This is a genomic window from Micromonospora globosa (assembly GCF_000717585.1).
GTDB lineage: Bacteria > Actinomycetota > Actinomycetes > Mycobacteriales > Micromonosporaceae > Micromonospora > Micromonospora aurantiaca.
The window spans coordinates 89,746-104,216 of sequence record NZ_JNZR01000029.1; the positions used below are offsets into that span (position 1 = coordinate 89,746).

Consider the following 14,471-nt stretch of genomic DNA (forward strand, 5'->3'; position numbering starts at 1 on the left):
GCCGACAACAGCGACGGCCACCTCCCTCGGGAGGTGGCCGTCGTCGTTTCCGCGCTACCGGAGCGCCGGGGTCAGAGACCGAGCTGGCGGCGTACCTCGGCGGCGACCCGACCACCCTCGGCCCGGCCGGCCACCGCGCCCTGGGCCGCCTTCATGGCCGGGCCCATCTGCGCCTTGCCGGTGAAGCCGCCCGCGGCGAGCGCCCCCGAGACCAGCTCGGCCAGCTCGTCGTCGGAGAGCTGCTTGGGCAGGTAGCGCTCCAGCACCTCACCCTCGGCGGTCTCCTTGCCGGCCTGCTCGGCGCGCCCCGCGTCGGCGAACGCCACCGCCGCCTCGCGGCGCTTCTTGGCCTCCTTGGTCAGCACGGCGAGCACCTCGTCGTCGCTGAGCTCGCGCTTTTCCCGGCCGGCGACCTCGGCGTTGCCCACGGCGGCCAGGGCCATCCGCAGCGTGGAGGTGGTCAGCTCGTCGCGCGCCTTGAGAGCGGCGCGCATGTCGGCGGTGAGACGGTCCTTCAGCGTGCTCATGGACGGTGAAACTACCCTGAACGCCATGCGAAAGCGCACACTATTCCGGCTCGCGGCCGGAACCGTCGCCGCCGGTGCGGCCACCCTGGCGTACGCGTCGCTCATCGAGCGCAACATGTTCACCCTCCGCCGGTACGACGTGCCGGTGCTCCCGACCGACGCCGAACCGCTGCGGGTGCTGCACCTCTCCGACCTGCACATGATGCCCGACCAGCGACGCAAGCAGGACTGGGTGGCCTCGCTAGCCGCACTCGACCCCGACCTGGTCGTGGTCACCGGCGACAACATGGCGCACCCGGCGTCGGTGCCGGGCGTGCTGCGCGCCCTGCAGCCGCTGCTCGACCTGCCCGGCGCGTTCGTCTTCGGCTCCAACGACTACACCGGCCCGGTCTTCAAGAACCCCTTCACCTACTTCCTGCCCGACCGGGAGTACACCGAGGGCGTGCCGCTGCCGTACGAGGAACTGCGCGACATCCTCACCGGCGCCGGCTGGGCGGACCTGAACAACGCCCGCACCACGCTCAAGGCCGGCGGGCGGGAGATCGAGCTGGCAGGCGTGGACGACCCCCACATCGAACGGGACGACTACGACGCCGTGGCCGGCCCGGTCAGTGGCGACGCGGCGCTTTCGATCGCGTTGTCCCACTCCCCCGAGCCCGTGGTGCTGGACCGGATGGCCGCCGACGGCTTCGGTCTGCTGCTCGCCGGGCACACCCACGGCGGCCAGGTCTGCGTGCCCGGGTACGGCGCCCTGGTGACCAACTGCGGGCTGCCCCGCTCGATGGCGCGAGGGCTGCACCGCTGGCCCGGCTCGGACTCCTGGCTGCACGTCTCCGCCGGCCTCGGCACCCACCCCACCGCCCCGATCCGCTTCGCCTGCCCCCCAGAGGCCAGCATCCTCACCTTGATCCCCCGCTGACCCCCCCCGGCAGATCTTGGTACGCGGCCGCCCCTCGGAGGGCTCATCCGTACCAAGATCTGCCGGGTACGCGGGGCGGGGGGTACCGAGTTTGACCGTGCGGGCGGGTGGGCTACTATTTGTCGGCACGCCTCGGGGTGTGGCGCAGCTTGGTAGCGCGCTTCGTTCGGGACGAAGAGGTCGTCGGTTCGAATCCGGCCACCCCGACCAGAGGTAAGAGGGCACATCCGATCGATCGGATGTGCCCTCTGCGTTTTCCCGGCACCGATCACCGTCGCAGTAGGATCCCGCCATGCCACGGCCGGTGGTCTTCGACCTCTTCCACACCCTGGTCCACGGCGCCGACGACGAGCGGGACCGGGTGGTCGGCGAGATGGCGCTCATCGTCGGAGTGGATCCGGCGGCGCTCGTCTCCGCGTACCACGCCACTTGGCGGGACCGCCTGGTCCGGTGGAACGCGGCCGAGACGGTACGCATCCTCGCCGCGCGTCTCGGCGGCGCGCCGACCGATGAGCAGGTGACCCGGGCCGCCACGCATCGGCTGACTCTCGCCCACCGGGTGCTGGGCCGCGTCTCGCCCGTCACGCTGGACGTGCTCGACGCGCTGCGCGAGCGCGGGCACCGGCTGGCCCTGATCAGCAACGCCACCTCCGAGACGGCCGAGGCGTGGCCGGGCGGCCCGCTCGCCCGGCGCTTCGACGTCGCGGTCTTCTCCTGCGAGGTCGGGCTGGCCAAGCCGGACCCGGCTATCTACCGCACCGCCGCGCAGCGGCTGGGCGTCGCGCCGGCCGACTGCGTGTACGTGGGCGACGGCGCGGACGGCGAGCTGGCCGGCGCGGCGGCGGCCGGCATGACGGTGCTCCGGACCACGGAACACCAGGACACCGACCCGGGCTGGATCGGACCGGTGATCGCGAACCTCGGTGACCTGCCCGCCCACGTGGAGCAACCGGCCTCGGCCGATTAGATCGACGGAACTGCCCGAAGCCACCCCGCCACGCGCGGTTGCCCCTGCCTCCTGGCAAAGTGTGCGCATGTCGCCGATGATCCGATCCCGCCTGACCGATTGGACCACCGTCGCGCCCCTGGTCGCCGTGCTCGTGCTCGTGATGACCTGGGGACGGGAGCTGCCCGGCCCGCTCATCTTCGTGGTGGCGGCCCTGCTCGCCGCGGCCGTACTGGCGGCGGTGCACCACGCCGAGGTGGTCGCGCACAAGGTCGGTGAACCGTTCGGATCGCTCGTGCTCGCGGTGGCGGTCACCGTGATCGAAGTCGGTCTGATCGTCACGCTGATGATCAGCGGCGGGGACAAGACGCAGGCGCTGGCGCGGGACACCGTCTTCGCCGCCATCATGATCACCTGCAACGGCATCCTCGGCCTTTCGCTGCTGCTCGGCGCGCTGCGGCGGCAGGTCGCGGTGTTCAATCCGGAGGGCACCGGCGGGGCGCTCGCCACTGTGGCCACGCTCGCCACGCTCAGCCTTGTGGTGCCGACGTTCACCACGAGCCGGCCGGGACCGGAGTTCTCCCCGGCACAGCTCGCCTTCGCGGCGGTCGCCTCGCTGGCGCTCTACCTGCTGTTCGTCATGGTGCAGACCGGCCGGCACCGCGACTACTTCCTCCCGGTCACGCAGGAGGGCAGCATCCTCGCCGAGGACAAGAACGGTGACGGGCACGCCGAGCCGCCGTCCACGCGTACCGCGCTGGCCAGCCTGGCCCTGCTGGTGGTGGCGCTCGTCGCGGTGGTGGGCGACGCGAAGACGATCTCCCCGGCGATCGAGACGGCGGTCGGCGCGGCCAACCTGCCGCAGGCGTTCGTCGGCGTGGTCATCGCGCTGCTGGTGCTGCTGCCGGAGACGCTCGCCGCCGCCCGGGCGGCCCGGCGGGACCGGGTGCAGATCAGCCTCAATCTCGCGCTCGGCTCGGCCATGGCCAGCATCGGCCTGACCATCCCGGCCATCGCGATCGCCTCGATTTGGCTGGACGGGCCGCTGGTGCTGGGCCTGGGCGGCACCCAGATGACGCTGCTGGCGCTGACCGCTGTGGCAGCGGTGCTCACCGTCGTGCCGGGGCGGGCGACTGTGCTCCAGGGCGGGGTGCACCTGGTGCTGCTCGCCGCGTTCGTCTTCCTGGCCGCCAGCCCGTAAGCAGGCCCACTGCCGGGCCGCGCACCGGCAAGCGCGCGCCGGCAAGAACCGTCAGTCGTTCATCTCCGTGCGTGCCACCTCGGCGAACGCGGCGGTCAGGTACTCGGCGAACGGGCGCCCGGTGACCGCCAGCAGGTCGGCCACCAGCAGCGGCGCGTGCCGGGCGATCGCCGCCGGGGCGGGCGGGTTCTCGTCGTCGCCCGGGTCGTAGACGCCGAGCGCGCCGGCCAGCAGCACCAGCAGCACGTGCGGGTCGACGTCGGGCCACCAGGACGCCGCCGAACGGACGCACTGTTCGAGCACCTGGCGTACGTCGTCGCCGTCCAGCCCGTCCGGGTGGCCCTCCTCCAGCAGCAGCCGGACCACGCCGCCGAGCACCAGCCCGGCCCGGTCGGCGGCGGCCAGCCGCTCGACGGCCGGGGCGTACGCCTCGGCGTCGCGGGCCTGCGCGGCGCTCACCGCGTCGGTGGCCGTCTCGGCGATCTCGCGGGCCGGTGCGGGCAGGTGCCGCCAGGTCGTGGTCACCGGGTCAGCATGGCAGAGCACGTGTGATCGCTCACCTTCCGGCCCGGCGACCACGTGTGTAAGGGGTAAACGGGTCGCGGTAGTCGTACCCGCCGAACAGAATCCCTGCCATGCTGCGCCGCGCCCTGCCCGCCCGTCCCGAAGCCCGCCGGATCCTGCTCGGCACCTTGTTCTCCGCTGTCGGGCGCGGCCTCACCCTGCCGTTCCTGTTCATCTACCTCACCGACGTACGCGGCCTGACCGACACCCGGGCCGGGCTGGTGATCGGCTGGTTCGGCGCTGTCACGCTCGCTCTGTCGCCGCTGGCCGGCACGTTCATCGACCGGTTCGGCGCGCGCCGGGTGGTGTTGCCCTGCCTGGTGATCGAGGCGGTCGGGACCGGCTCGCTGGCGCTGGTCGACTCGACCGCCTCGGCGTTCGGCGTGATGACGGTCGTCGCGGTGGGCAGTTCGGCGATCTGGGCCGGGCAGAACACGATCCTCGCCTCGCTGACCGGTGACGGCGAGCGGCAGCGCGTCTTCGGGCTCAACTTCGCGCTGCTCAACCTGGGCATCGGCACCGGCGGTCTGATCTCCGGCGCGGTGGTCGACGTGGCCCGTCCGATCACCTTCGAGGTGATCTACCTGCTGGACGCGGTGAGCTACCTGACGCCGGCACTGATCCTGCTCACGCTGCCGAACGTGGGGCACCGGCCGATCCTGGCCACGGGCGCGAAGGCCGACGACCGGAGGAGCGGCGGCTACCTCACGGTGCTGCGGGACCGGCCGTTCCGCCGCCTGGTCGTCTTCGGCCTGGTGCTCACCACCTGCGGGTACGCGCAGATCGAGGTGGGCTTCGCGGCGTACTCGGTCCGGGTGGTCGAGGTGACGCCCCGGGTGGTGGCGTGGGCGCTCGCCGCGAACACCGTGATGATCGTGCTCTCGCAGCTGCTGGTGATCCGGCGGTTGGAGGGGCGCAGCCGTACCCGGGCACTCGCCACCGTCGGCGCGGTCTTCGCCGGCGCGTGGCTGGTGCTCGGCGCCGCGGGTGTGGTGGGCAGCGGCAACGCGGTGCTCGCGGCGCTCGGCGTGGTGGCCTGTTCGGCGATCTTCGGGTTCGGCGAGACGATGCTGTCGCCGGTCATGCCCGCGCTCACAAACGCGCTGGCCACCGACGAGCTGCGCGGCCGGTACAACGCGATGAGCTCGATGATCTTCGGGATCAGCGGCGTGGTCGGTCCGGTCACCGCCGGGCCGCTGATCGGCGCGGCGCACGGCCGGGTGTGGGTGGCGGTCGTGGTGGGCGGCTGCCTGGCCGCCTCGGTGCTCGCGCTGTCGCTGCGTCCGCTGCTCACCGCCGCGCAGGACGGCCGCCTGGCCCCCGCCCCGGCCAAGCAGCCGGCCGGCGTGGCCTGACACAGAACGGGCCCCGGAGCTGAGCGCTCCGGGGCCCGTCCGCGGTGCGGTCGGCCGTCAGCCGGCGGCGACCTCGGTGGTCGTGCGGATCCGGTCCAGCGCCGGCGGGGAGACCGGCGACTTCTCGGTCAGGTACGCGGTGAAGGCGTCCAGGTCGATCTGGCCGGTCACCGCGTTGGTGCCACCGGTCAGGACGCTGAAGCCGTCGCCGCCACCGGCGAGGAAGTTGTTCACGGTGACCCGGTAGGTGGCGGTGTCCGTCACCGGGGTGCCGTTGATGGTGAGGCTGCCCCGGACCACCCGGGTGCCGGCGCACGGCGTGCCGGCCGGCGCGGTGGTGCCGTTGACGTCCACGACGTAGTTGACGGTCGAGGACGCGTAGAGCACGCGCGCGACGGTGAACTGCTGCTCCAGCATGCAGTAGAGCTGCGCGCCGGTCAGGTCCAGCGTCACCAGGTTGTTGGCGAACGGCTGCACGGTGAACGCCTCGGCGTAGGTGACCGGGCCGGCGTCGAGGTCGGCGCGGACGCCACCGGGGTTCATGAACGCGGCGACCGCGTTCTGCTCGGTGTCGGTGGCGGCGAGCTGCGCGTCGGCGATCAGGTTGCCGAGCGGCGACTCACCGGTCTGGTACGTCGGCTTGCCGTTGACGTCGACCCCGGTCTGGTACAGGTTCTCCTGGGTCTTGGTGATCGCGGCGGTGGTCTCGCCCACCACCCGGTCGGCCACCGGGCCGAGCGCGGTCTTGTACCGGTTGATCAGCTCCGTCGAGGCCGGGTCCTTCTCGACGTCCCGCGTGACCACCACGTTGTTCGCGGACGCGGTGACCACGTCGCGGGTACGCGGGTCGATCTTCAGGTCGATCTGGGTGACCAGGCGGCCGAACGAGCTGGCGCTGGTGACCAGCTTGCCGTTGATGTTGCAGTTGTACGCGGCGTGGGTGTGCCCGCTGACGATCACGTCGATGGACGGGTCCATCCGGTTGGCGATGTCGACGATCGGGCCGCTGAACCCGGTGCAGTCGTTGATGCCGCCGCCGTTCTGCACGCCGCCCTCGTGCAGCAGCACGACGATGCTCTTGACCCCGAGCAGGCGCAGGATCTTGGCGTACTTGTTGGCGGTGTCGGCCTCGTCGGTGAACCGCAGGCCGGCGACGCCCTGCTGGCTGACGATGTTCGGGGTGCCCTCCAGGGTCATCCCGATGAAGCCGATCGGGACACCCTTGACGATCTTGATGCCGAACGGCTGCATCAGCGGCAGGCCGGTGGAGGTCTTGAAGGCGTTCGCCGAGAGGTACTTGAACTTGGCGCCACCGAACGGGGTGCCGTCGGCGCAGCCGTCCACCGGGTGGCAGCCGCCGCGCTGCATGCGCAGCAGCTCGGCCGCGCCCTCGTCGAACTCGTGGTTGCCGACGCTTGCGAACTCCAGCCCGGCGAGGTTCATCTCCTCGATGGTGGGCTCGTCGTGGAACGCGGCGGAGAGCAGCGGCGAGGCGCCGATCAGGTCACCCGCGGCGACCGTGACAGTGCCCTTGCCCTGCTGCTTGGCGGCGGCGCGCATCGACTTCAGGTGGCTGGCCAGGTATTCCGCGCCACCGGCCGGCTGGCCCTCGATGGTGCCGCTGGAGCCGGTCGGCGGCTCCAGGTTTCCGTGGAAGTCGTTGATCGCGAGCAACTGGACGTCGACCGGCTTCGGGCGGGCCTCGGCCTGGTCGGGGGTGACGGCGACCGCTGTGAACGCGGTCGCGGCGAGTGCGGCCAGGCCGACGGCGGCCCGGCGTCGCATCCCGGTGACGGACATGGAACTCCTCGTGAGATGCCGGTATGTGGCGTCCGGGCGATGGTTCGCCCGGCGACCCTGATCCGTGCCGTGACAGGTGTCGATCGCGGAGGGCGGTACTCGGGGGAACGCCGCCCCGCCGGGGTAGCTTCTCATCCACCGGCCGCCAGGTCGAACGGGGCGGCATCAGGAATCGTCGTTGTCCTGAGCGGCCCGTACCGGTCTGCCGGACGAGTCGGACATGACGGTCAGGTGAAATTCCGCGCGGCGCACGCTGTCGATGCCTGCCGCTGTCGAAGGCGCCGGCTCCCAGGGACAGGGAGCCGACGCCGACGCTCATGTCACGCGGAAATCCTTGCGCTGGCAACCGTCCTTGCCGGAATCACCTCCTGCCGGACACCCATCGCGGACCGAACGGTCGTTCATGTCCGACGGCCCGGCATATCGAACGAACTGTCCGAACTCGACTCACTGCCGGGCGTGCCGGTCCGAGGTCCGCTGTGGGCGGTGACGACGAGCCTGCGCAACGCCGGACGCGTCCACCGCCCGGCGACCCCCGGCCGGCCCGCCAGATAGCCGACCGTCCGCGCGGCGTCCCAGCCGTGCGCCTCGCGCAGCCCGCGCGCCAGCATCCCGAGATAGACCGGGGCGGGCCGGGTCCACTGCACCTCCACCGCCCGATGCGGCGCGGTGAACGTGAGCATCGGCAGATCCTCGTGGACGCCGACGCGCAGCAGCGTCTCGTAGCGGCCCGGCCCGAGCGTCGCCCGCCCGGTCTCGACCGCCGCAAGGATCCCGGCCAGGTCGGCACCGGGCGGCCGGTACATCTCCTGCGCGGCGATGTCAGCGAACTGCTCGACGGTCACCAGATAGCCGCGCGCTGCTGCCCGGCCGGGCAGCAGCGGGTCGTAGAACGCCATGCCGCCGGTCCAGGCCCGCGACTCACCGGCGAAGTAGACGCCGCCGGGGATCAGCACCGGCACCGTCCGGCGCGGTGGCCGGCGGTCCCGGCAGCCGGGGTACGTGCGCAGCCCGCCCGGTGGACACCCGCCACGCAGGTACCAGCCGAGCCGGGCGGCGTGCAGGTTCGAGCCGTACGCGACGTACCAGAGCATCGGCGGCGCGGTTCAGAACCAGCAGGTGCGCCCGGCGGCGTGGCTGACCTGGACGGTGTGCGTCACGCAGCCGCCGTCGGCGATGCGGTGCAGCAGGAAGGCGGTCGGCTCGGCGACGAAACCCGGCTCCTCCTCGTCGGTCATGGTCAGGCTCACCTGGATCCAGGTGCTCGGCGCGGTCGTCAGCACCGTACCGGCGAACGCGCTCGTCACCTGGCGGTGCAGGTGCCCCGCGGCGACGCGTACGACATGGGGGTGACGGCCGACCACGGCGGCGAGCGCGTCGGCGTCGGCGAGGCCCATCGCGTCCATGCCCGGCACGCCCACGGTGACCGGCGGATGGTGCAGGCACACGACGGCGGGCGCGTCGGTACGCCCGGCGAGCACCCCGTCCAGCCAGGCGAGCTGCTCGTCGCCGAGCCGTCCGCCGGGGCTCCCCGGGGTGAGCGAGTCGAGCACCACGAGCGTCGCGTCCGGCAGGTCGACGTGGTAGTGCGCCGAGAAGCCACCGGCCAGGTACGGGGTGCCGCCGAACGTGTCGAGCAGCGACTCGCGGTCGTCGTGGTTGCCGGTCACCAGGTGCACAGGCAGCGGAAACGCGCCGACGATCTCGCGCAGGGCGAGGTATTCGTCCGGGCGGCCGTTCGCGGTGAGGTCGCCGGTGATCACCACGCAGTCGGGCCGGGGGCGCAGGGCGAGCACCGTGCCGAGCGCCCGGTGCAACCCGGACGCCGGGTCGGCCGCGAGCGGGCCGGTGGTCACGTGCGGGTCGCTGAGCTGGGCGATGAGCATCGGCCGCCTCCTCGGGTGCCCGGGCCCTCACGCTATCGCCGCGCACCCTCCCCGCGCAGGCCCGCTTCTGCCCACAGGCTGTGTCCACAGCCTGTGGATAGCACATGTGTACGAAGGTCGGCGGCGGTTGCGCTGAGTACCCTTGATCGCGACCCGACCCCCTCCGAGCAGGAACGACGTGGATCACGAGCGAGTCCTCCGCGACGTCACGGTGCGCCTCCCCACGGCGTCGACCGTCCCGGAGGCGTGCCAGTGGACCGTCGCCGCGCTCGCCCGGCACACCCCGGCGACCGCCACCGTCCTGCTCCGCGTCCACGACCGTCTGCGCTGCGTCGCCGCCACCGGCGCCTGGCAGGTCTTCTCGCACGTGCCGGCGACCGCCGACGGCACCCCACCGGGCCGCCACCGGCCCGAACCCTCGGTGGTGCGGCGGGTCTACGCCTCCGGGACCACCGCCGCCGTGCCCGACGTCGGCGCCGACCCCGACTACCTCGAGGTCCGCCCGGACGTCACAGCCGAACTCTGCGTGCCGGTACGCGACCCGGACGGCCGTCCGATCGGGGTGCTCGACCTGCAGTGGAGCGAGCCGGTCGTGCTCGCGGCCTGGCGGGAGACAGCCGAGCTGGTGGCCGACCGACTCGGCGGGCGGATCGCCGCGCTCGGCGGGCCGCCGGCCGAGAGCCGCAGCGAGAAGCTGCTCCGGCACGCCGCCGCGTTCACCGCCGCCCCGACCGACTGGGACCTGATGACCGCCGCGCTCGCCGCGGCCCGGGACGTCTCAGCGCTCTCCGCCGCCGTACTGGTGCTCACCGGCCGGCGCGGCCCACGCCTCGGCGCGCCCACGGCCACACCGGGCGAGCTGGAGGCACGGATCCGGGCCGAGCTGGACGAGGCCGGACCGGCCGCGCTCGACCGCATGATCGACCGGGCCCACCGGTACGGCTCGGCGTACACGCTGGGCGAGGCGGGCCACCCGCCCACCGAGGAGTACCTGCCGCTGACCCGGGCCGGCGCGCGCACGCTTGTGGCGGTGCCGGTCGGCACACCGGCCTCCGGTGGCGTGCTGCTCGTCGCCGACGAGCAGCGCCTGCGCCCCGACCCGACCACAGTCAACCTGATCGAGCTGCTCGCCGGGCAGGCGTGGACCTGCCTGGACCGGCTGCGTACGCTCGCCCGGCTCCGCGAGCAGGCCAGCTCGGACCCGCTCACCGGGCTGCGGCACACCGGCCCGTTCGGGCAGCGGATCGCCACCGCCACGCCGGGGCGTACCGCGCTGCTGGCGATCGACGTGGACGGGTTCAAGGACGTCAACGACACGTACGGCCACCAGGCCGGTGACCGGCTCCTGGTGGGGCTGGCCCGGGCGCTCGAAGGCGCGCTACGTCAGGGCGACGAGCTGTACCGGACCGGCGGCGACGAGTTCGTGGCGGTGATCGAGGTGAGCCGCCCGGAGGAGGCGGTACGGATCGCCGAACGGCTCACCGAGGCGGCCCGCCGTACCGGCCGGACGATCAGCGTCGGCATCGCCCTGCCGAGACCCGGCGAGTCTCCCGAACGCACCCTGCACCGAGCCGACCAGGCCCTGTACGCGGTGAAACGCCACGGCCGAGACGGCGTCCACCTCTCCGCCGCCTGACCCACTCCGTCCGCCCCCGCCCCCGCCCCCGCCCCCGTCACCCCTCTCCCTCGCGATCTTGCACTTTAGGCCCCGGCAAATGCCGCATATGCCCCACAAGCAGGGCCGAAAGTGCAAGATCAACGCCGGACGGGGCGGCGGCGGGAGGGCGGCGGGAGGAGGGCGGCGTTATGGGCGGGTCAGGTCCTTGGCCAGGAGTTCGGCTATCTGGGCCGTGTTGAGGGCGGCGCCCTTGCGGAGGTTGTCGCCCGTCACGAAGAGGTCCAGAGCGCGGGGGTCGTCCACCGCGCGGCGGATCCGGCCCACCCACGAGGGGTCGGTGCCGACGGCGTCGATCGGCATCGGGAACTCCCCTGCGGCCGGGTCGTCGACCAGGATCACGCCCGGCGCGTTGCGCAGCACCTCACGGGCGCCCTCGGCGTCCACCTCGGTGGCGAAGACCGCGTGCACGGCGACCGAGTGGCCGGTCACCACCGGCACCCGTACGCAGGTGGCGGACACCTTGAGGTCGGGCAGCCCGAGGATCTTGCGCGACTCGTTGCGCAGCTTCATCTCCTCGGAGGACCAGCCGCCGTCGGCGAGCGAGCCCGCCCACGGTACGACGTTCAGCGCCAGCGGGGCCGGGAACGGACCCAGCTCGTCGCCGACTGCCTGTCGCACGTCACCGGCGCGGGAACCGAGCACCCGGTCGCCGGCGATCTTGCCGAGCTGGAGGTGCAGCGCGTCCACGCCGGCCTGGCCCGCCCCGGAGACCGCCTGGTACGACGCGAGCACCAGCTCGCGCAGCCCGTACTCGCGGTGCAGCGGCGCGACCGCCACGATCATCGCCAGCGTGGTGCAGTTGGCGTTGGCGATGATGCCCTTGGGCCGGTTGCGTACCTGCTCGGGGTTAATCTCGGGGACCACCAGCGGGACGTCGCGGTCCATCCGGAACGCGCCGGAGTTGTCCACCACCACCGCGCCGCGCGCGGCGGCGACCGGGGCCCACTCCGCGGAGACGTCGTCCGGCACGTCGAACATCGCCACGTCGACGCCGTCGAGCGCGTCGGCGGTGAGCGCCTGGACGGTCAGCTCCTCGCCCCGGCACTGCACGCGCCGGCCGGCCGACCGCTCGGAGGCGAGCAGCCGGATCTCGCCCCACACGTTGCGCCGGGAGGAGAGGATCTGGCACATCACCGTACCGACGGCACCTGTCGCCCCGACCACGGCGAGGGTGGGCAGCGACGCCATGGCGCGTTACCGCCCGGTGCCGGCGTAGACGACGGCTTCGGTGTCACCACCCAGCTCGAAGGCGTCGTGGATGGCGCGGACCGCCTTGTCGAGGTCGGTGTCGCGGCAGACCACGGAGACCCGGATCTCCGACGTGGAGATCATCTCGATGTTCACGCCGGCCGCGCCGAGTGCGGCGAAGAAGCCGGCGGCCACGCCCGGGTGCGAGCGCATGCCCGCGCCGATGAGGGAGACCTTGCCGACGTGGTCGTCGTACAGCAGGCCCTTGAACTTGACCGACTCCTGGATCTTGCTGAGCGCGGTCATCGCGGTCGGGCCGTCGGCCTTGGGCAGCGTGAACGAGATGTCCGTGCGGCCGGTGCCCTCGGTGGACACGTTCTGCACGATCATGTCGATGTTGATCTCCGCGCCGGCCACGGTGTCGAAGATCGACGCGGCGGCGCCCGGCTCGTCGGGCACGCCGACGATCGTGATCTTCGCTTCGCTGCGGTCGTGGGCGACCCCGGTGATCAGTGCCTGTTCCACAGGAAGGTCCTCCATCGATCCGGTGACCATCGTGCCGGTGTTGGTCGAGTATGACGAACGGACGTGGATCGGCAAGCCCGCGCGCCGCGCGTACTCGACGCTGCGCAGGTGCAGCACCTTCGCGCCGCAGGCGGCCAGTTCCAGCATCTCCTCGTACGTGATCTGCTTGATGTGCCGGGCGTTCGGCACGATGCGCGGGTCGGCGGTGAAGATGCCGTCCACGTCGGTGTAGATCTCGCAGACGTCCGCCTCCAGCGCGGCGGCGAGCGCCACGGCAGTGGTGTCCGAACCGCCCCGCCCGAGCGTGGTGACGTCCTTGGTGTCCTGCGAGACGCCCTGGAAACCGGCGACGATGACCACCGCGCCCTCGTCCAGCGCGCCCTTGAGCCGCCCCGGGGTCACGTCGATGATCCGGGCCCGGCCGTGCACCGAGGTGGTGATCACGCCGGCCTGCGAACCGGTGAACGAGCGTGCCTCGTACCCCAGGTTGTGGATGGCCATGGCCAGCAGCGCCATGGAGATCCGCTCCCCGGCGGTGAGCAGCATGTCCAGCTCACGGCCCGGCGGCAGCGGGCTGACCTGGTTGGCCAGGTCGAGCAGCTCGTCGGTGGTGTCGCCCATGGCGGACACCACCACCACCACGTCGTCGCCGGCCTTGCGCGCGGCCACGATGCGCTCGGCCACCCGCTTGATCCGCTCGGCGTTGGCGACGGAGGACCCGCCGTACTTCTGCACCACGAGTGCCACGACGGTGCACTCCCTCCCAGCGACGACCCTGAGCGTGCCGACGCCGCCGGTTCTCTCGGTCCGGCGGCGCGTGTCAGACCGCCTCAGCCTATCGGGCGGCCCGCGAGGCCGGGTCGGGTGATCCCACCATCCGGCCCCGCCGTGGGGCGGCTCACCAGCCTGGGAGTACGCGACACGCCAAGCGGTACAGCCGTACGGTGGGCTGACCTGGACCCTCCCCACGACGCAGAATGAGCCGGTGCACGCTCATCGACGTGCGGCCCGCCGGCTGACCGGCGTGCTCGCGCTCACCCTGCCGGTACTGCTGGCCGCCTGCGACGGCGGCCACCCCGAGGCGGCGCCCACCGGCACCGCCGACCCGGTCCCGGTGCAGGTCGACGCCGCCCGCGAGGAACTGGCCGGACTGGCCGCCGCGGCGCAGGACCGGCACCTCACCGCCACGTACGCGTTCGCGCCCGCCGAGGGCACGCCCCGCACGGTGTCGGTGACCAGCGCCAACGACGGCAGCTGGCGGGTCGACGTGCCCGGCTGGGGGCACGCCGGCACGGTGGACGTCTCGCTCGCCGGCACGTCCGACGGGCTGTTCCAGTGCGCGCTGCCCTCGGCCGGCTGGGCGCAGGCGGCGACCTGCGTCCGCCTCGGCGACGCCGACGACGCGGTGCCGCGCCGGCTCGACCCCCGCGTGCAGCACCCGTTCACCGACTGGCTGGAGGTGCTCACCGACCGGCGCGCGCCGCTCGCGGTGTCCCCCGCCGAGCCGCTGCCCGGCGCCACCGGCCCCTGCTACACGGTCGACAGCACCTCGGCATCGCTCAACGCGCCGCTGGACGTGGGCATCTACTGCTTCCGGGAGGACGGCACACCCGCGGCGGTACGGGCCGGATTCGGCACCCTGACGCTGACCGGCGAGCCCGGCGCCGCGCCGGGCACCGTCGAGCTGGCCGGTGCGGTGACAGACGGCGAGCCGGTGGGACGGGACGCCCCGAGTCCGGGGACCCCGTAGCCGGCCCCGATCCGGTGACTCTGATCCCATAGTCCGGACGAGCCTTCCCACTGCACGTCCCACCACGTAGGGTGACCTTGTCATGTGGCGCGCGTACCTTCTCCTTGGCTGCCGCGACGAGGCCTGACCGGC

At 72.7% G+C, this 14,471-nt stretch carries 13 protein-coding genes and 1 tRNA gene; 7 read left to right on the forward strand and 7 right to left on the reverse strand.

What is annotated here, in order from left to right; genetic code table 11:
* Positions 1-71 precede the first annotated feature (71 nt).
* Positions 72-527, reverse strand: a complete 456-nt coding sequence (locus IF06_RS0124425; protein WP_030273797.1) for a GatB/YqeY domain-containing protein — start codon at positions 525-527, stop codon at positions 72-74.
* Between the two features lie 25 nt (positions 528-552).
* Between IF06_RS0124425 and IF06_RS0124430 the strand changes: the two genes are divergently transcribed.
* The 4 genes from IF06_RS0124430 (at position 553) to IF06_RS0124445 (ending at position 3,593) form a co-directional block, all read left to right on the forward strand.
* A complete protein-coding gene (locus IF06_RS0124430) occupies positions 553-1,446 on the forward strand; it encodes a metallophosphoesterase (RefSeq protein ID WP_013289029.1) in 894 nt (297 codons plus the stop codon).
* A gap of 133 nt (positions 1,447-1,579) precedes the next feature.
* Positions 1,580-1,656, forward strand: a tRNA-Pro gene (locus tag IF06_RS0124435).
* 82 nt (positions 1,657-1,738) lie between these two features.
* Positions 1,739-2,413: an HAD family hydrolase gene (locus tag IF06_RS0124440; protein WP_030273799.1), complete on the forward strand. Its 675-nt coding sequence runs from the start codon at positions 1,739-1,741 to the stop codon at positions 2,411-2,413.
* A gap of 76 nt (positions 2,414-2,489) precedes the next feature.
* A complete protein-coding gene (locus IF06_RS0124445) occupies positions 2,490-3,593 on the forward strand; it encodes a calcium:proton antiporter (RefSeq protein ID WP_013289031.1) in 1,104 nt (367 codons plus the stop codon).
* A 51-nt stretch (positions 3,594-3,644) separates the two neighbouring features.
* Here the strand turns inward: IF06_RS0124445 and IF06_RS0124450 are convergent, their stop codons facing one another.
* Complete coding sequence (locus tag IF06_RS0124450; RefSeq protein ID WP_030273803.1) at positions 3,645-4,118, reverse strand: hypothetical protein; 474 nt, start codon at positions 4,116-4,118, stop codon at positions 3,645-3,647.
* A gap of 110 nt (positions 4,119-4,228) precedes the next feature.
* On the opposite strand from IF06_RS0124450, the gene IF06_RS0124455 reads away from it, so the two are divergent.
* Positions 4,229-5,512 (forward strand): MFS transporter, encoded by a 1,284-nt coding sequence (locus IF06_RS0124455; protein ID WP_013289033.1) that lies wholly within the window; start codon positions 4,229-4,231, stop codon positions 5,510-5,512.
* Between the two features lie 57 nt (positions 5,513-5,569).
* On the opposite strand, the gene IF06_RS0124460 is transcribed toward IF06_RS0124455, so the two are convergent.
* From IF06_RS0124460 to IF06_RS0124470, 3 genes are all read right to left on the reverse strand, one after another.
* Complete coding sequence (locus IF06_RS0124460; protein WP_013289034.1) at positions 5,570-7,312, reverse strand: bifunctional metallophosphatase/5'-nucleotidase; 1,743 nt, start codon at positions 7,310-7,312, stop codon at positions 5,570-5,572.
* A 401-nt stretch (positions 7,313-7,713) separates the two neighbouring features.
* Complete coding sequence (locus tag IF06_RS0124465; RefSeq protein ID WP_030273805.1) at positions 7,714-8,406, reverse strand: hypothetical protein; 693 nt, start codon at positions 8,404-8,406, stop codon at positions 7,714-7,716.
* Between the two features lie 12 nt (positions 8,407-8,418).
* On the reverse strand, positions 8,419-9,198 hold the full coding sequence (locus tag IF06_RS0124470) for a phosphodiesterase (RefSeq protein WP_030273807.1): 780 nt from the start codon (positions 9,196-9,198) through the stop codon (positions 8,419-8,421).
* Positions 9,199-9,376: 178 nt separating this feature from the next.
* Here IF06_RS0124470 and IF06_RS0124475 point away from each other — a divergent pair, with 178 nt between their 5' ends.
* Entirely contained in the window at positions 9,377-10,834 is a 1,458-nt protein-coding gene (locus tag IF06_RS0124475) for a diguanylate cyclase domain-containing protein (RefSeq protein WP_013289037.1), read from the forward strand.
* Positions 10,835-11,002: 168 nt separating this feature from the next.
* Here the strand turns inward: IF06_RS0124475 and IF06_RS0124480 are convergent, their stop codons facing one another.
* Together IF06_RS0124480 and IF06_RS0124485 are read right to left on the reverse strand one after the other, a co-directional pair.
* Positions 11,003-12,064 carry an aspartate-semialdehyde dehydrogenase gene (locus tag IF06_RS0124480; RefSeq protein ID WP_013289038.1) on the reverse strand — a complete coding sequence of 354 codons (1,062 nt, stop codon included), beginning with the start codon at positions 12,062-12,064 and terminating at the stop codon, positions 11,003-11,005.
* Between the two features lie 6 nt (positions 12,065-12,070).
* Entirely contained in the window at positions 12,071-13,336 is a 1,266-nt protein-coding gene (locus tag IF06_RS0124485; protein ID WP_013289039.1) for an aspartate kinase, read from the reverse strand.
* Between the two features lie 238 nt (positions 13,337-13,574).
* On the opposite strand from IF06_RS0124485, the gene IF06_RS0124490 reads away from it, so the two are divergent.
* Entirely contained in the window at positions 13,575-14,339 is a 765-nt protein-coding gene (locus IF06_RS0124490) for a hypothetical protein (protein WP_225319527.1), read from the forward strand.
* Positions 14,340-14,471: the final 132 nt, after the last annotated feature.